The sequence below is a fragment of the Acinetobacter sp. ANC 4910 genome (genome assembly GCF_004331035.1).
Classification (GTDB): Bacteria; Pseudomonadota; Gammaproteobacteria; order Pseudomonadales; family Moraxellaceae; genus Acinetobacter.
The window spans coordinates 1-17,885 of sequence record NZ_SJNT01000016.1; the positions used below are offsets into that span (position 1 = coordinate 1).

At 39.5% G+C, this 17,885-nt stretch carries 16 protein-coding genes; 7 read left to right on the top strand and 9 right to left on the bottom strand.

The window, feature by feature from the left end:
- Positions 1-237, top strand: a 237-nt coding sequence (locus E0H82_RS14545; protein ID WP_165492963.1) for a transposase family protein, incomplete at its 5' end; no start/stop codon positions are given.
- 161 nt (positions 238-398) lie between these two features.
- A complete protein-coding gene (locus tag E0H82_RS14550; protein WP_131265457.1) occupies positions 399-1,625 on the top strand; it encodes an MFS transporter in 1,227 nt (408 codons plus the stop codon).
- 95 nt (positions 1,626-1,720) lie between these two features.
- On the opposite strand, the gene E0H82_RS14555 is transcribed toward E0H82_RS14550, so the two are convergent.
- The 3 genes from E0H82_RS14555 to E0H82_RS14565 all read right to left on the bottom strand — a co-directional run bounded on the left by E0H82_RS14555 (position 1,721) and on the right by E0H82_RS14565 (position 6,708).
- A complete protein-coding gene (locus E0H82_RS14555) occupies positions 1,721-2,704 on the bottom strand; it encodes an ion transporter (protein WP_131265458.1) in 984 nt (327 codons plus the stop codon).
- Between the two features lie 101 nt (positions 2,705-2,805).
- Entirely contained in the window at positions 2,806-4,521 is a 1,716-nt protein-coding gene (locus E0H82_RS14560; protein ID WP_131265459.1) for an AAA family ATPase, read from the bottom strand.
- Between the two features lie 177 nt (positions 4,522-4,698).
- Positions 4,699-6,708 carry a hypothetical protein gene (locus E0H82_RS14565; RefSeq protein WP_131265460.1) on the bottom strand — a complete coding sequence of 670 codons (2,010 nt, stop codon included), beginning with the start codon at positions 6,706-6,708 and terminating at the stop codon, positions 4,699-4,701.
- Positions 6,709-6,994: 286 nt separating this feature from the next.
- Here E0H82_RS14565 and mdh point away from each other — a divergent pair, with 286 nt between their 5' ends.
- Positions 6,995-8,206, top strand: coding sequence for an iron-dependent methanol dehydrogenase (mdh, locus tag E0H82_RS14570; protein WP_131265461.1), 1,212 nt, complete (start codon positions 6,995-6,997; stop codon positions 8,204-8,206).
- A 217-nt stretch (positions 8,207-8,423) separates the two neighbouring features.
- Complete coding sequence (locus E0H82_RS14575; RefSeq protein ID WP_131265462.1) at positions 8,424-9,392, top strand: alpha/beta hydrolase; 969 nt, start codon at positions 8,424-8,426, stop codon at positions 9,390-9,392.
- 1 nt (position 9,393) lies between these two features.
- On the opposite strand, the gene E0H82_RS14580 is transcribed toward E0H82_RS14575, so the two are convergent.
- Positions 9,394-10,584, bottom strand: coding sequence for a transcriptional regulator (locus E0H82_RS14580; protein ID WP_131265463.1), 1,191 nt, complete (start codon positions 10,582-10,584; stop codon positions 9,394-9,396).
- 196 nt (positions 10,585-10,780) lie between these two features.
- Between E0H82_RS14580 and E0H82_RS14585 the strand changes: the two genes are divergently transcribed.
- The gene (locus E0H82_RS14585; protein WP_116758929.1) at positions 10,781-12,292 is read left to right on the top strand and encodes an aldehyde dehydrogenase family protein; all 1,512 of its coding nucleotides are present in this window, start codon (positions 10,781-10,783) and stop codon (positions 12,290-12,292) included.
- Between the two features lie 99 nt (positions 12,293-12,391).
- Here the strand turns inward: E0H82_RS14585 and E0H82_RS14590 are convergent, their stop codons facing one another.
- From E0H82_RS14590 to E0H82_RS14605, 4 genes are all read right to left on the bottom strand, one after another.
- Positions 12,392-13,333 carry a DMT family transporter gene (locus E0H82_RS14590; protein ID WP_131265464.1) on the bottom strand — a complete coding sequence of 314 codons (942 nt, stop codon included), beginning with the start codon at positions 13,331-13,333 and terminating at the stop codon, positions 12,392-12,394.
- Positions 13,330-13,908, bottom strand: coding sequence for a TetR/AcrR family transcriptional regulator (locus tag E0H82_RS14595; protein ID WP_131265465.1), 579 nt, complete (start codon positions 13,906-13,908; stop codon positions 13,330-13,332). Before E0H82_RS14595 ends, E0H82_RS14590 begins: the two co-directional genes overlap by 4 nt.
- A gap of 193 nt (positions 13,909-14,101) precedes the next feature.
- Positions 14,102-14,695 (bottom strand): 2-hydroxychromene-2-carboxylate isomerase, encoded by a 594-nt coding sequence (locus tag E0H82_RS14600; RefSeq protein WP_131265466.1) that lies wholly within the window; start codon positions 14,693-14,695, stop codon positions 14,102-14,104.
- A gap of 38 nt (positions 14,696-14,733) precedes the next feature.
- Positions 14,734-15,486 carry an SDR family oxidoreductase gene (locus E0H82_RS14605; protein ID WP_131265467.1) on the bottom strand — a complete coding sequence of 251 codons (753 nt, stop codon included), beginning with the start codon at positions 15,484-15,486 and terminating at the stop codon, positions 14,734-14,736.
- A gap of 91 nt (positions 15,487-15,577) precedes the next feature.
- On the opposite strand from E0H82_RS14605, the gene E0H82_RS14610 reads away from it, so the two are divergent.
- Together E0H82_RS14610 and E0H82_RS14615 are read left to right on the top strand one after the other, a co-directional pair.
- The gene (locus tag E0H82_RS14610; RefSeq protein ID WP_131265468.1) at positions 15,578-16,138 is read left to right on the top strand and encodes a TetR/AcrR family transcriptional regulator; all 561 of its coding nucleotides are present in this window, start codon (positions 15,578-15,580) and stop codon (positions 16,136-16,138) included.
- Positions 16,139-16,215: 77 nt separating this feature from the next.
- Positions 16,216-16,929: a glutamine amidotransferase gene (locus tag E0H82_RS14615; protein ID WP_131265469.1), complete on the top strand. Its 714-nt coding sequence runs from the start codon at positions 16,216-16,218 to the stop codon at positions 16,927-16,929.
- 97 nt (positions 16,930-17,026) lie between these two features.
- On the opposite strand, the gene E0H82_RS14620 is transcribed toward E0H82_RS14615, so the two are convergent.
- Entirely contained in the window at positions 17,027-17,611 is a 585-nt protein-coding gene (locus E0H82_RS14620; protein WP_131265470.1) for a YceI family protein, read from the bottom strand.
- Positions 17,612-17,885 lie beyond the last annotated feature (274 nt).

A 17,885-nucleotide genomic window follows, 5' to 3' on the forward strand; every position in this document is an offset into this window, starting at 1 on the left:
GCGATTTATGAAAAAAGTTTAATACCAATAAAAGCAAAACGAGGATGTAAATTAGATCCTGTATTAAAACAACACAACCGTGAAATCAATAAAAGAAGAATAGGAATTGAACATGTATTTGGTGTACTCAAGACCTTCAAAATACTTTCAGAGCGCTATCGAAATAGAGGGAAAAGGCTCGGTTTAAGATTCAATTTAATTGCTGGAATTTACAACTTAGAATTGAATGAAAAATGAGTTATGAAAGAGATCTATTAGGTAATTAAAAATATTAAACTTACACACACCTAAATTTAATCTATTCATCAACTCTATGAATTCCGAGTAAACGACTTAACATTATTCACTCATTTCACCTATAATTAGCTCTTTCTCCCCCTCCCAATATTCCGATTAAAATGATATCTCCGCATTTAAATACGGCGACTGATCCTACGCCATCCTATCGCCTATTTCGGGTCATTCTAGCACTCGCCTTAGGTGGCTTTTGTATTGGTACAACAGAATTTGTCGCGATGGGACTTATTCAAGAAATTTCACATAATTTGAATGTAAGTATTCCTGTAGCAGGACATTTTATCAGCGCCTATGCCTTAGGGGTTACAATCGGTGCTCCTATTATTGCAATCTTAGCAGCCAAAGTCCCGCGCAAAATCCTACTGATTGGGCTTATGCTCTTTTATGGCATCGCCAATGCCATCACTGCATTTGCCAATAATTATGAGAGCATGTTGCTGTCACGTTTTATTTCGGGTTTGCCTCATGGTGCTTATTTCGGTATTGCAGCCTTGGTTGTGGCTGACTTTGCGGGCAAACAAAAACGTGCTTCTGCGGTTGCCAAATTGATGATGGGCTTAAATGTAGCAACGGTCATTGGTGTACCCTTTGCAACGTGGTTGGGGCAACACTATGGTTGGCGGTCTGGGTTTGAATTCTCAGCTTCAATTGCATTTTTTACCGTCATTGCGATTTGTTTTTGTCTGCCAAAAATTCAACTCGATCATACTGCTAGTATTCAAAATGAACTTCGCGGGCTTAAAAATACGCAAATGTGGTTAACTTTAGCTGTCGGCGCTATTGGTTTTGGCGGTCTTTTCTCGGTGTATAGTTACGTTTCACCCATTTTGACTGAATATACACACACTGGTATTGAAATCGTACCTTTTGCACTTGCAAGTATTGGTTTAGGTTTAGTACTTGGTGGTTTAGTTGCAGGGCATTTCGCCGATAGAAACTTGAATAAAGCAATTATTTGGGTCCTCCTTTCAAATGCTGGTTCTTACATCATTTGTGCACTCGCTATTGGGAATCTATATACCGCCTTTGCAGCATTATTCTTAGTCAGTTTTAGTATTGCAGGTTTGGGACCATTGCTACAAACCCGTCTCATGGATGTTGCGGGTAATGCTCAAAGTTTGGCTGCTTCTTTAAATCATTCAGCATTTAATATCGCCAATGCTTTTGGTGCTTTTCTAGGCGGTTGGTTAATTAGCCAAAACTTGGGTTGGCTCGCACCCATTTGGGTTGGCACACTACTCAGTTTTGGTGGTTTAATCATTTTATTTTTTGCTTTTCAGCATGAGAAAAATAATCTAGTCGTTTCAGCATGTCATGAATCTATCTAACACAATACTACGACATGTGCATGTGTGAAATAAGCAATGAAAGTGCTTGCTGCTTTCATTGCTTTACTCATCACTTAGCTCTCAATTTTTAAATATTATTCAGGCAATTTTTTACCACAATGTGGGCAGTATGCATATTGATCTCTTTCCTGCTTAAGCGATTCTTCTTTTTGCTCTCGAATTAATTGCAAAATAATATCTTGTGTCTGCTCCTGAGTAAGTCCCACTTCTTTACGTATTTCCTCAATCTTTTCTTTTTCTAGAATAAAATCAATATCACTGTTTTGAATCAATTCTCGAAATCTAAGTTCCAGTTCTTGTTTTCGTAATTCAAGCTCATTTGCCAAACCATTGGCTAAAATACCCGCGGGCAAAGCGGCCAATCCGACACCTAAAATGGTAATCAGTGCCCCTAAAAAACGGCCAAGCGGCGTTACAGGAGTCACATCACCATAACCGACCGTGGTTAAGGTCACGACCGCCCACCACATCGATGCTGGTATTGAACTAAAGACATCAGGTTGTACCCGACTTTCGATCAAATACACACCTGCCGCAGCCATAATAATCATAATCACCAAGATAAAAATGACGGCTTGGAATGAACCTTTTTCGCGTTCGATGACACGTAATAAAATTTGCAAGGAAACAAAATATCGAGTTAGTTTTAATAATCGAAGTAAACGAACAATTCGGAGGAATCGTAGATCGAAATGAACAAAGAAATTGAGATACGCAGGCAAAATAGCCAGTAAATCGATAATTGCCCCACCACTTTTAATCCAATTTAAACGATTTTTCCAAGCCGATTCAAAACTGTCTGACTCTGCAACTGACCAGAAACGTAAAATGTATTCCACGGTAAAAATAAAAATTGAAAAAAATTCAAAATAATAAAACAAAGTCTCGTAACGTACATAATATTGATGTACTGACTCAAGTAATACCGCAGCAGCATTACTCATAATTAATGCAATCAGAAAATAATTAATCCCACGACTTAAGCGGGTTTCATAATCTTCATTGTGCAAATTGTTATAGACCAACTTGCGTAGCGTATACCATGCCGTAAATTTCATTGCTGTTCTAAGTTATTCTTATCGCTTATAAATCAGTGTATATGAACTTTAAATCAAAGTAAGCAAGAATTCCTCTTGCCTACTCTTTTCTCATTTAAATTTTATTCGATATAAAGTAACGCTAAACGCACTTGGTCATAGCCCATACGCGGATTGGTTGATTCTACAATTGGACGTAATTTAATGGCACCATCATCTGCAAAATGATCTGGGCTTTGACGTTTCTGTAGGCGTTTATATATCTTACGGACTTCCTCTACAACTTCTTCACCCGGATGTGCAACAGAAATATCTAAGCCTTGTTCTTTATGCAACCGTCCCAAATGATTAATAATGGTGGCAGGCGTGAGTCCACGTTCGCTTGCAATATCTTCTATGTCATAACCTGACTCAAAGAGTTCACGAGTTTCATCTAAAGTTGCCGAGGCATAGTTTTGCTTACCAGCATTTCGAGCAATTTTTTTCTCATTTCGCTCAATTTCAACATCATTCAGCGTTCCGCCACAGTGGCGAATAAAAGCTTTATGTTGCACGGTTAAATCAGTTTCAGCAAAATTCGTTTCAGCTTCAGCAGATAGTTCTTGAAAGCGTCGGTCTGCTTTAATCGCAAGACTGTCTAATTCCAAAGCTTGCATATTAAAACCCAACAGTTTTAAACCATCTAATGATTTTAATCGTGATAATGCGACGTAACCTTGTCCTTTTTCAAAGGTATGGCTCAAGTTTATTTCTGCCGCTGCCAAGGTCATACCTTGTGATTTATGAATAGTAATTGCCCATGCCAGACGCAATGGAATTTGCTGCAAACTGGCAATACTCTTACCCGCTTCGTTATCCACTGACCACGTTTCTGGTTCCACCAATAAGACTGAACCATCCGTGAGTTTCACTTTGGGCAAAATGCCATGATCATCATCTTCTTCAAAACCTATAACTTCCCCTAAACTGCCATTGATATAGCCCATGTCAAAATTGTTTTTTACAAACATCACTTTGGCATTCTTTTTTAAAGTTAACGCTTCTGGGGCACGTACAGAAGATTTCAGAGTTTCAATTAATTTATCATTACCATCACAGACTGCCATGAATTCATGGCCTTTCTGCTCAATGGCATTTAAATGTTGAAAATTAATTGAATCGACATCCATGTTATGGGTATAAAGACGCGTAAATGTATCGCCAATATCTTGTGAACGCGTTTGTTCTAATACACGGATATGCTCCGAAGTAATACTCTGACTACGAATTGCATTCAAAATATCATTCAGATAATCATTACCTTGACGATGTTGCTCGGTCAGATAGCAAACACGGAACTTGGCTTCAACCCACGCCTCAGACATAAAGCAGAATTTATCCCGATTGAGCTCTTCTTTTTTCCCAACAGGTGGCAACTGAAAAAAGTCACCCGCAACAATCACCTGAATGCCACCAAATGCATCGTCACTTTCTTTAAAGTATTTTAAAACCTGATTGACCAAATTCAGTTGTTTTGCATGCAACATCGAAATTTCATCAATAATTAATACCTGTGCATTTTCTAAATGTTCTTTGAGGTATTTGCGCTCTTTCATACGCTTAAGATCATCATCACTTAAGCTATCTTTAATACCGATACCTGCCCAAGTATGAATAGTCATGCCATTCATATGCGTTGCAGCAATACCTGTAGACGCTGTAATCGCAACAGGTACCTTACGCGCTTTCAAATAATTGATGTACTGATTTAAAGTATAAGTTTTTCCTGCACCAGCCGAACCTGTAAGGAAGACATTTTCGCCAGCTTTGAGGAGCTTAAGTGCAGTTTCTTGTTTCATATGACCGATAACCAATAAATAACGGCTATAGCCTAACGAGTTTTGCGTTAAAAGTTAAGTCTGAGAAGAAACACACTCGTTTTTTCCTACATCAAATGATTAAATAACAAAAGCTTATTCATAAATTAAAAAAAAGAATCAGAATGGTTTTTGTTAATTGGTTAAATCATATGAAGTCTATTGCTGTGATGGTGAAAAATGTTCGTTAAACCATTGAATGAATTGCTCCGCAATCGTCACTAACAATTGCTCCGCTTTTTGATTATTGGGATATTCCAATTGATCAAATAGCAATTTCCCTGCCTGAATATGGCAACCTAGCGTTAAGGACTGCCTGTAATGTGGCGACGACATATGAAAAGCAACATATTCTCCTTGCATAATTCGTTCTGCATAACTCATAGCCAGACAATGATGAAATATATTTGACTCTTCAATAATACGTTCAATTTGATGCAATTCCTCAAAGCTCCAACCTGAATATTGCAAAATGGTTTGAGGGGATACAGCATTCCAGGTATTCACAGCAAAACTCTGTTTTAAACGCGCTAAAATTTCATCCTTATGTAACTGCCGATGCCATTCTACGGCATGGTGGAATAAACCTAACCATGTACTATTTTTTGCAATTTCACGGTTTTCATTAAAACAATAAATCAAATAATCTCGAACATAAGCATCAAATACCGACACGCGTAAATTCTGATAGCGTAAATAAAATAAAGCCCTAAACTCATTCACAGGGACATGATGCCGACGTAAGGTACGATAAAACCCCCGATTTTGGTGCGTACTTGGATGCACATAATTCAATAACTCATGGGGTAAATCTTGCACAATATGATGTAAATGCAACATATATGCCTGCATGACGCGGCTAATTTTCTTATACACCTGCTTGACTATGGTTTCATTCTTGCTGGCGACATTACGCAGTAAATTCATCCATTCATCCAAATATAAAATGGATGGGCTAATGGCAATACGCTGATCCTCAACGGTTTGCTGTTGCCCTTTCAGCACTACACTTTGATTATTTTGATGTTCAAACCATTGTTCTGCGGTTGCATGTATATCGCAGCTTTGAATAAACATCCGCGCACAAGTATGTTGAAAATATTGCAACGTTAATAAAATAATACAGGGATGAATTTGACTGGTATCAACAAAACTTAAAGCTGTCACCGCGACACGCACATGACTGTGTTGGATGTGTGCACTTAACCAGTCAAGTACCATCGCATCTTGCTTAAACAACCAATTCACGGTTCTGGAATAATCAAAAATAGGCAACCGTGCGACTTTTTTTTGCCAGATCTGCGTATTTGGCTGCAAAAAGTTCTGTTTGGCCAATAAATCATCTTTATGCCACAACTCGCGATTCATCAAGCGTACAAAGGACAAGACATGACTTTGCTGTAAGGCATAAGGCTGTAGCAGTGCAAAATCCATTTGATGATCCAGCAGTTCATCCAAATTAAACTTCTGCTCGAAGGTCAAGGTTGCAATCCGATACAAGGCAGCGGGCAAAAATTGCGCTGCACTATGGCAAAGCTCATCATAACTATCCATTAAGCCCTGCAATGGTAAAAAGTCTTCCCCGTTTACAATATGTAATGCACAAAGTTGGCTAAAATGTTGTTTTAACGCAGGATCTAAAGCAGTTCCCGTTTGTTTGGACTGAGCAAAACAAGCATATGTTGCCATTCCGAGTACCATTAAACGCCGATCTAACAACTCAGCTTGAGCCAAAGTCATCTGATTTAAACATGCTATGACACGCGCAGGTCCATCCACCCACTGATAAATTTGTTTCGCAATAAGTTCACGTAATTGCTGTACTTTATTTTTAAGAAATAAGGAGTGTTGTTCATTCAATTGATCAGTCAAGAAACCGACATCATGCAAAAAGAAATCTTCAAGTAATTCCGCATGTTGATCTTGATAATTAAAATTGTATTGAATAAATGGAGTATGTTGGTTTTGGACTAATGCAAAAGAGAGATGAAACATCTCATTCATAATAAAAATGGTCTGCTTTTCTTGATCAATCCGAAACATATTTTGTGCATTCAGATTCCCCAAGATTTGCCACTGTTGATGCTGCATAGCAGTCAAATCTGAAGAAAACCCCAGAATCAATTGAGCAATTTGACGATGTTGCGGTATTAAACGCTCTTGTTCCATACACGCCCCTCATTCTACTTTTGTATAATGCTTCTTCCTATTGTAATCAAATTTAAAAAAAATTCACCCTAAGATAGAATTCATATTTTTATATTAATTTTCAGTCATATATAAGAATGAAATTTCTCATTCAATTTATATTTCAGATCTATCTGCCCATATTATTTTTTGTAAAACATTTGATGGTAGGTGTTTGGTAGGTAGGTTTAAAACTGTCTTCGTTAAATACTCAAGCCACGGTGAGGGTCACCGCTTAGAACATAACAATGGTAGAAGGAATCGCACCATGGCTTTTAAAAATATTGCAGATCAAACAAACGGTTTTTATATTCCATGTGTTTCACTCTTTGGTCCAGGCTGTGCTAAAGAAATTGGAACCAAAGCACAAAATTTAGGTGCTAAAAAAGCACTGATTGTAACTGATGCAGGTTTATTTAAATTTGGTGTAGCAGACACCATTGCAAGCTATCTAAAAGATGCGGGTGTCGACAGCCACATCTTCCCGGGTGCAGAACCAAACCCAACAGATATTAATGTCCATAACGGCGTACAAGCTTACAATGACAATGCCTGTGACTTTATTGTTTCACTGGGTGGTGGTTCATCACATGACTGTGCAAAAGGTGTTGGTCTAGTTACAGCGGGTGGCGGTCATATTCGCGATTATGAAGGCATTGATAAAAGCTCTGTCCCAATGACTCCTCTGATTGCAGTAAACACAACCGCAGGTACGGCATCTGAAATGACACGCTTCTGTATTATTACCAATACAGATACACATGTGAAAATGGCGATTGTCGATTGGCGTTGTACTCCACTGATTGCAATTGATGATCCTAAACTCATGATTGCAAAACCTGCTAGCTTAACCGCTGCTACAGGTATGGATGCATTGACTCATGCTGTAGAAGCCTATGTTTCTACTGCTGCAAATCCAATTACCGATGCATGCGCTGAAAAAGCGATTTCTATGATCAGTGAATGGTTACGCCCAGCGGTTGCCAACGGTGAAAACCTTGAAGCACGTGATGCAATGAGTTATGCACAGTATCTTGCAGGTATGGCATTTAACAACGCCTCTTTAGGCTATGTTCATGCGATGGCACACCAATTAGGTGGTTTCTATAACCTGCCGCATGGTGTATGTAATGCAGTATTACTACCACATGTTTGCGAATTTAACTTAATTGCCTGCCCTGACCGTTATGCTCGCATTGCAGAACTTATGGGTGTTAACACCACTGGATTTACCGTGACTGAAGCTGCCTATGCCGCGATTGATGCAATCCGTGAATTATCATCTTCTATCGGTATTCCATCAAACCTATCTGAACTCGGTGTGAAAGAGCAAGATTTAGGCATTATGTCTGAAAATGCTCAAAAAGATGCTTGTATGTTAACTAACCCTCGTAAAGCCACACATGCTCAAGTGGTTGATATTTTCAAAGCAGCATTAAAAAGTGGTGCTGAAGTTGTAGATTTTAAAGCAGCGGTGTAAGTCTCTCTCCAATCTCTTACTTTTTGCTTTTGGCAACCCAGTTCTGTTTGAATCGGGCATGGAATGTAGCCAATGTTGACTAACCATTGGCTGCAGTCTAGATTCTTTACAGAAGAAGGCACTGGGTTGCATTTTTTTATTCTACAATCAATTCTGTTTGACAAATGTTCCAACATCATCAAGGATTAAACCATAATAAATCTTGATGAGTATAAAAATGACATCGCTCAAAATCCCTACCATTTATCAAGCCGATGTTTTAGGGCCAGATTATCAACAGCTTGTGCTTGAGTTCCCAGACGATTATGAAGGCAAAGTCATTGCGACTTTAGTCCGCAAAAAAAATACTCAAGCCACCACCAAAGCAATTTTGTATATTCATGGTTTTATTGATTATTTTTTTCAAACAGAAATGGCAGATCAGTTCAATCAGCAGGGTTTTGATTTTTACGCGTTGGATCTACGCAAATATGGCCGCTCTCGCTTAGGACATCAACAACTTTATAATGTACGTGATTTAAGTGAATATGATGCAGAAATTAATAACGCGTTAGAAATTATTCAAGCTGAAGGTCATGATGCTGTGTTGTTAAGCGGGCACTCAACGGGTGGACTCATTTGTACCTTATTTGCAGCCCATCACCCGCAGCATTCATTAATTAAAGGTCTCTGGGCCAATAGTCCTTTTTATGATTTCAACATGAGCGAGTTTGAAAAAAATAAAGCGTTACCGCAACTCAGCAAACTAGGTCGATTGCTTCCGAATCTCACTATTCCAAGCGGTCTGAATAAATGGTACGTACCTAGCCTACATTGTCACTATCACGGTGAATGGAATTTTAACCTTGAGTGGAAACAGCCAAGCTACAAGATGGTAAAACTCAGCTTTGTTCGAGCCATCTATGAAGCTCAAAAAGAGATTCATGCAGGCGTAACACTCACTATTCCCACCCTAGTTATGCATTCACATCAAACCACGAACCCGAAAAAATGGGGGATTGAAGCTCAGACCAGTGACGTGATTTTAAACGTTAATGACATCCAAAAATACGCCGAGAAAATGATCGGGGATATCAGTATTCAAACTATTGAAAATGGTTTGCACGATTTGATTTTATCCGCACCTAAAGTTCGTGAGCAGGTTTATCAGAACTTATTTGCTTGGATAAAAGAGAAAGGAATCTGAATTAAAAGTCCTCTCGATCCTTAAATTTCAACAGCGTTTGATGAACAGGATGTGTCTTAGGCATCAGTTCAATCAAACGCTCTACCGCATCTATTGCTTCTGGAAAATGCGCTACATGTTTAAGCAACACATCGGTTTCATTGGCTTTAAAAATGGCATCACTTAAACGTGACTCCAAACAATCCCGCCAAGCACATAAAAATGGGCTTTCAGTTTTCGCCAAAAACACGCCTGTATACAGCTTTAATGCAGTTTCCAAATATCCAGCGTCTAAAGCTTGCTCAGCCTGTAAAAAATCCGCATCGACATTGACCAACAAACGGTAAGGTCTTGAGCCTAACATGCCTCCCAAAATATCACGGAGCTGTGACATTTCTGCCTTTAATGTTCCTACACTGACTTTACGCTCACCATAAAGTGCTTGATGTAAGGTATCTAAGGTTAACCCTTGAGGACACAAAGCCAAAATCGCAAGAATCTCAATTTGACGCGGTGTAAGCACTAACGCCTTGCCATTGAACAAAATTTGCGGGACAGCAAATGCACGGATAAACAGTTGCTGCTTTTGATGCTCCAATAAGGCGGATTGAATAATCGAAGCACAACGCTCAGCAGCCAAGAGTCCCAAACTATTGTGGTTTTTCCATGTGGTCGATAAATCAATAACCCCTAAGACTTGCTTTGAGTAAGGGTCAATTATCGGTGCCGCATAACACACCCAGTCTTGTATTGAAGTCATGTAATGCTCATTAGAAAACACACAACTCGATTGCTGAGTTTTTAATGACAATGCCAGCGCATTGGTACCAACCAATTCTTCTCTCCACTGCCCACCTTCAACAAAGTGCACACTTTCAGCCGCACTCTGCATTTGATGGCTCGATGCCGACCACACAATGGTACTGCCGATATCACCCACAGCAATCACCATGGACGATTGCTGGGCAATGTGTTTAAGGTCTTCAGTGCAAAGATGTAAGGCATGCTCTAAGGCGCCGTTTAAACCACGACGATGCTGATGATTAATTGGCGCTGCCATACGGTCTTTAGGAATCGCAGCCGAGGCTGAGCGCTGCCATGAGCTTGCAATACTTTGCCCTAATTGTTCTGCATGTAACGGCGAAAGACTACTACTTTGGCGGAACTGATCAATCCGTTGTCTTTTTTCTACTAATGTTTGCTTATTCATCATTGCTTTCTCTCAACAACTAATGATTCGACGTCCTGTACTTAACTGTTTTTGTAAGCATTTGTCGTCCTGTTGTAAACCTTCTACTTTCCAACCTTTCTCCAACCTTATGCTAGTTATGCTAAACAAATAATGTACTGATGTACCTTATACCAAAGCTGTAGAAGCTGAGATAAACAACAAGCAAAGGAAATTATATATGCGTTACGTCGATCCTAATCAACCTGGTTCTAAGGTTCAATTTAAAGCACAATACGAAAACTTTATTGGTGGACAATGGGTACCACCTGTTAAAGGAGAATACTTCGAAAACATCTCGCCTGTCGATGGCAAAGTATTCACCAAAATTCCTCGCTCAACGGTTGAAGATATCGAACTTGCGCTTGATGCAGCGCACAAAGCTAAAGCTCAATGGAACAAATCCTCTCCTACAACGCGTTCAAATCTGTTACTTAAAATTGCAGATCGTTTAGAACAAAATCTTGAATTACTAGCAGTTGCAGAAACTTGGGACAATGGTAAACCTGTCCGCGAAACACTTGCAGCAGATATCCCTCTAGCAATTGATCACTTTCGTTATTTTGCTGGATGTATTCGCGCTCAAGAAGGCGGAATTTCTGAGATTGATGAAGATACAATTGCTTACCATTTCCATGAACCATTGGGTGTAGTAGGTCAAATTATCCCATGGAACTTCCCAATTCTTATGGCAGCATGGAAACTTGCTCCAGCATTAGCAGCAGGTAACTGTATTGTTCTTAAGCCCGCAGAACAAACCCCTGTCGGTATTTTATTGGTTGCTGAATTAATTCAAGACCTATTACCAGAAGGTATTTTGAATATCGTTAATGGTTTTGGTGCTGAAGTGGGTCGTCCACTTGCCACTAGCCCACGTATTGCAAAAATCGCATTCACTGGTTCTACGCAAGTGGGTCAGTTAATTATGCAATATGCGACTGAAAACATTATTCCTGTGACTTTAGAACTTGGTGGCAAGTCACCAAATATCTTCTTTGAAGATGTTATGGATCGCGAAGATGACTACCTAGATAAAGCCCTAGAAGGCTTTGCTATGTTTGCTTTAAACCAAGGTGAAGTCTGTACGTGCCCTTCACGTGCCCTAGTTCAAGAAAGTATTGCCGACAAATTCCTTGAAAAGGCCATTGAACGTGTTAAGCGTATTAAAACAGGTCACCCTTTAGACACAGAAACCATGATTGGTGCTCAGGCATCTCAAGAGCAGCAAGACAAAATCTTGGGTTGTATTGCAACAGGTCGTGGCGAAGGTGCGGAAGTTCTGACTGGTGGTGGTGCTCGTCACGAAGTTGGTAGTGGTTTCTACATTGAACCAACCATCTTCAAAGGCAACAACAGCATGAAAGTTTTCCAAGAAGAAATTTTTGGACCAGTATTGTCTGTAACAACCTTCAAAGACTTTGATGACGCCATCAAAATTGCCAATGACACCATTTATGGCTTAGGTGCAGGTGTATGGTCGCGTTCGGCACATACCTCTTACCGCGCTGGTCGTGCAATTGAAGCTGGTCGTGTATGGACTAACTGTTACCACATTTACCCTGCACATGCGGCATTCGGTGGTTACAAAAAATCAGGTATTGGTCGTGAAAACCACAAGATGATGCTTGATCACTATCAACAAACTAAAAACTTGTTAGTAAGCTATTCGACTAAACCAGCAGGTTTCTTCTAATTCTCATGTGAGACCTATTTCCTTTGCAAGAAAACTGAAAACAGCGAACCAAGGTTCGCTGTTTTCATATTCGAATCAGTGATCAAGCATTGACTCATACTACATAGAAACTACAGTGTGATTTGTTTCAGCCTCTGGTTCTTCTTTAAATAAAATCGCCAAACAGACAAAAATAAGCCCCATGCCTAACCAACCCAATCCATCTAATTGTTCCCCCACAATGAGCATGGCAAATACAGCTGCCATAAATGGCTCAAACAAAGTCAACGTAACTGCACGGCTTGCAGGGACTGTTTTTAGACCATAACCAAACAATAAATAGCCCAAAAACATCGGGATTAACATCATATAGCCAACCACATAGATATTGATGACTTCATCAAAAAGATTTGTCCCTGTATAAAATGCAATCGGTAACAATAACATTGCCCCAAAACCAAAAATTAAACCAATTGATGCTTTCGCTTCGACACCACGATCAATTAATTTTTTCGCAGCCCACGAATAAAGTGAATAAGTGAGACCTGCAACCAAACCCAGAATGACACCCAAAATTTTCTGATCAGTAGTCTCCTGTTGTAACTGTGTCGCAACATCTGATTCACCCAACGAGAGCAATAACACTCCGAATATGCCAAAGAAACAACTAAAGAACCAACGTTTTGATAATTGTTTTTGATCAAAAATACGCTCTAACAAGGCAGTAAATAAGGGAGCTGTGCCAATAGAAACCACAGTACCAATGGTGATGCCTGCCAAATGCATAGAGCTATAAAAGGCTAAAGGATAAATTGCGACAGAAAGAGCCCCCAATAACAGTATGCCTTTATTTTTAGGAATGTCTTGAAGATGGTTGGCTATCTTCTTTCTGGCTAATAGCGCTTGTAAAAGCCCACCACCACCCATGGCCAAAGCCCCTATTGCCAAAGGACTTAAATTGGGTGCGAAGGATGCAGCTGTCCCCGTGGTTCCCCATAACACCGATGCCATAAGTACCGCAATAAAACCATAGTGAGCAGATAAATCTGGCTTTTGGCTCATGTGTTCAGCTCCTGTTGCAAAAGACGCTCTGTCATTTGTTTCGCTGCATGCACCTTATCTCCATTGCCTTCTAAACCGGCACGCGCAATAGAACCTTCCAATACAAAAGAAATAAACAGTGCCAATTCCTGCACTTTATTCTGGTTCTGAAATAAAGCACTAAGGTGTTCAACCAAAATCTGCTCAACCTCTTCTTTGTGTTGCTTCACCGCAATTCGCTCTGGGCTATCAACAGGAAATTCGGCTGCTGCATTGAGCAAACCGCACCCCCTAAATCCCTTTTCATAGGCATATTCAGCATGATCTTGATAGGCATCAAATACCGCCAAAATACGCTCATAAGCAGACTTACAATCGACCAATCGCTTGGCATATAGATTTAGCCATTCCTGATGTCGGGCTTGTATATAAGTAGCAATCAAATCAGATTTGGTCGGAAAATTATTGTAGAGCGACATTTTAGCCACACCTGCACGATCAGTTATCGCATTGATCCCTGTATTGGCAATTCCATCGTTATAAAACAAGGTTGCCGCTGCGTCTAAAATCTTTTCTTTGGCTGATTTATTGCTCATGGCAAACTCACTATTATGTAGACCGGTCTACCTAATTTATAAAAAGAGTTTAAGTTTTGCAATAAAATTTGTTTTTAAAGACAAAAAAGAACAATTTAGAGTAAAGAAAATAATAAAAATATCATTATATAATAATATCTTGTATGACCATTGGGTCATACAAGGCTGGCTCTTTTTAATACAAAGAATTACTTTAGCTTAGCGTTAAAGCATCTTCTAAAAAATGTAAATGATCAATTCCCCAATAAATTTCATTCTGATAAAACCATGTCGGTGCCCCAAATACGCCACGTTGCACAGCCTCTTCAGTAATCATTTTTAGTTGTTGTTTAACTTGTTCATCATCTAACCAAGTTTGAACTTGTTGAACATCCAGTTCTAAATCTACAAGCATTCTCTTAAATTCTTGCAAATCATTCAGATTACGTGGTTCCCCAAACATGGCATGAAACACGCCTGTGAGTACAGGCAAGAATTGATCGGGTAGATACAACTGTACAGCGGTGATTAATCGCATCAATTGCAGAGTGTTGATTGGGAAATACGGATTCATTTGCATTGGAATCTGCCATAGCTTTGACCAACGTTTTAAATCATTCATGGCATATCGTGCCTTGGCAGGTACGGTCATGGGACTACTGTTTCCCGTTGCTTTAAACACTCCCCCCAAAAGCATCGGTTTCCAAATAATTTTGGCATGCTTATCCGTTGCTATTTTTTGGATACGATGAAAACCCATGTAACTATATGGGCTCCCTAAATCAAAATAAAATTCAATCGTTTGCATCTTTAAATCCCCCTATTTAAGTTTCTATAATCCAGAAATTACCAGTGTTCAATCCATGGTCTTAAATCCAATTCATGTGTCCATGCATCGCGCGGTTGGTGTGCTAAATGCCAATAGTTTTCTGCAATATGTACAGGGTTTAGTATTCCATCTTGCGCCTTAAGTGCATAAAGATCAGGAAAAGTTGTTTCAATAAAATCGGTATCAATTGCCCCATCGACGACAACGTGTGCAACATGAATATTCTTTGGTCCCAATTCACGTGCCATACTTTGCGCCAAAGCACGTAATGCATGTTTAGCACCTGCAAAAGCTGCAAAGTTGGCAGCCCCTCGTACACCCGCCGTAGCCCCTGTAAAAATAATGCTGCCTTGTTCACGCTGCACCATACGCTTAGCCACCTCACGTCCTGCCAAAAAAGCACTAAAGCATGCCATCTCCCAAATTTTGAAATATTTACGCGCGGTTTCTTCTAAAATACTACACGGCACATTCGCCCCAATATTAAAGACCATCACTTCAATCGGGCCTATTGAACTTTCTATCTGTTCAATTAATTCAATCACTTGTTCTTCTTTACGTGCATCAGAAGCAAAACCGTAAGCCGTACCTCCCATGGTTTCAATTTCATCAATTAAAGGCTGTAACTTATCAGCATTACGGCGTGTCATACATGCAATATAGCCCCCACGTGCGAAGCGTTTGGCAATCTCGCCACCCGTCGCATCGCCTGCACCAATAATTAAAGCAACGCCTTTTTGACGAATTTCTTGTTCATTCTTCTCATTCATTGTTTGCATTCCATTAGATAACGATCGTTACTATAACGAATACTATGTTATAATTTAACTATCGTCAAATCTCGTTAATTAAGTCATTCACATGCGATATAAACCAGAATACAAACAAGAAAAACGCAAAGAATTACTGCACATTAGTGGTCAGCTTGCTAAACAGCAAGGCTTTGCCGCAACGGGTGTTGACAGTTTTATGAAAGCAGCAGGTGTGACCAGTGGTGCTTTCTATTCACACTTTGCTTCCAAACATGCGTTATTAAAAGCGTTGTTAGAAGTCGAATTACAGCAAAGTTTTTCAAGATGGGAAAATAATCCTCACGATAGCCCTGATGAATGGCTTGATTTTGAATTAAACCGTTACCTCAATATCTCCCATGTGCAACATGCGAATCATGGGTGTATTTTACCTGCCCTTGCCAGTGAGGTTGCCCGTGCTGATATCGAGATTAAACAACTGTATCAACAAGAATTACTCCGTGGACATGCCCTATTTACGCAACATTTAGGCTCTGAAGACAAAGCTTGGGGCGTACTTTGCCAATTGGTTGGTGCAATTAGTCTTGCGCGAGGCATGGCAGATGAAACCATACAAAAACAAGTGATCGAGTCCAGCAAGGCATTTTTAAAAGCGAGCCTTGCTGTTTAAATTTTATTACTTACGCAGCTTTATTATTTTGGTATATATTCAAAACCATTTCGTTTATTCATCACAATTCAAAGCGTATGAAAACAACAGCTCCCGATTTTCCAAAAACCATTTATGCCATTCAACATCTTGCTTTTGAAGACCTTGGTGCTCTAGAAGATACTTTTTACCAACTTGGTTTTCGTGTGAGATATGTAGAGGCAGGTGTAGATGACTTACACAAAGCGCTTGAACATGAAGGACTCACCGTTATTTTAGGTGGTCCAATTGGGGTCTATGAGACCGAAGATTACCCATTTTTAAAACAAGAAATTGAACTTTTACAACAGCGCTTAGCACGTAATTTGCCAACGCTCGGCATTTGCTTAGGTGCACAACTAATTGCTCATGCGCTGGGTGCAAAAGTTTATGCGGGATCACAAAAAGAAATTGGATGGAGTCGTTTAGAAATCAAACCAGTCGCACAGAACCCACTTACGAGCCTCACCAATACGCCAGTTTTACATTGGCATGGAGACACCTTTGATTTACCAGAACAAGCCGAACTTTTAGCAAGCTCTGCCATCTATCCGCATCAAGCATTTAAAATAGGCAGCAATATTCTGGCGCTACAATTTCATGTTGAAGTTGCTGCGGATGCAATGGAAAAATGGCTGATTGGTCATACTAGCGAATTACGCCAGGCAAGAATTGACATTCCAAGCCTACGTGCGGATAACCAACGTTTTGCACCTGTTTTAGAGCAAAATGCACCGCAAGTGCTTGAGTTTTTTATGCAACATATTGAATAAGATCGCTGAATCAAAGTACTCCTCCAAAAATCAACAGACCTAAAAAAAGGCACTCAATACGAGTGCCTTTTACTTTCCTGAAGAAATCGTGGGGAGATTATTTCTTCGCAGGAACTGATGCTTCAGTCGTGATGTTTACCGTGATTTTATCACCCACATTCGGCACATATCCACCTACACCAAATGCAGAACGGTCAAATGAAGTGGTTGCATTAAAACCAATCGACTGAAGTTTCGTCATTGGATGTTCACCCTGCTTGTTCAATACAGCATCAAGCACAACAGGCTTAGTTACATCTTTAACCGTTAAGTTACCTGTAATTTTATATTGATTATTACCTAAAGATTCTACTTTAGTACTTTTGAATGTGATGTTCGGATAATTGATCGCATCAAAGAATTCAGCTTTTTTCAAATGCTCATCTAATGCAGCGACATTGGTATTTAAGCTTGCCAATGGAATAGTCACATTGACTGAAGAATTCGCAGGCTTGTCATTGTCTACGTTGATTGTGCCTTGAATATTACTAAAGTTTGCAGATGGTGTAGAAAAACCGAAGTGGCTCCATGAAAATACTGTTGCTGTGTGTGTAGGATCAATTTGATATGCAACAGGTTTTGCCATAGAAAATGTAGCAACCGAAGCAATAGCCAAACCTAGTGTTAATGTTTTTAAATTCATGTGATTTTATCTCGTTTCAGAATGATTATTAGTGTATACCTTTCAAATTATAATTCACTGTTATGCATAAGACGATATGTTTCAAATTTAGAACAATTTAATGTAATCAAATAACTACAGAACTTAACGCAACAATCCAAACAATATATCAAGCATTAACAGAGCATTTAGAATATTGATCATGGTGCTTCAAGCCAAGAAGCCTGATCTCTATAGCATGTCTTAAATTTTAAAATAAAAAAACGCCTCACATTAGAGGCGTTTTTTTAGAAAT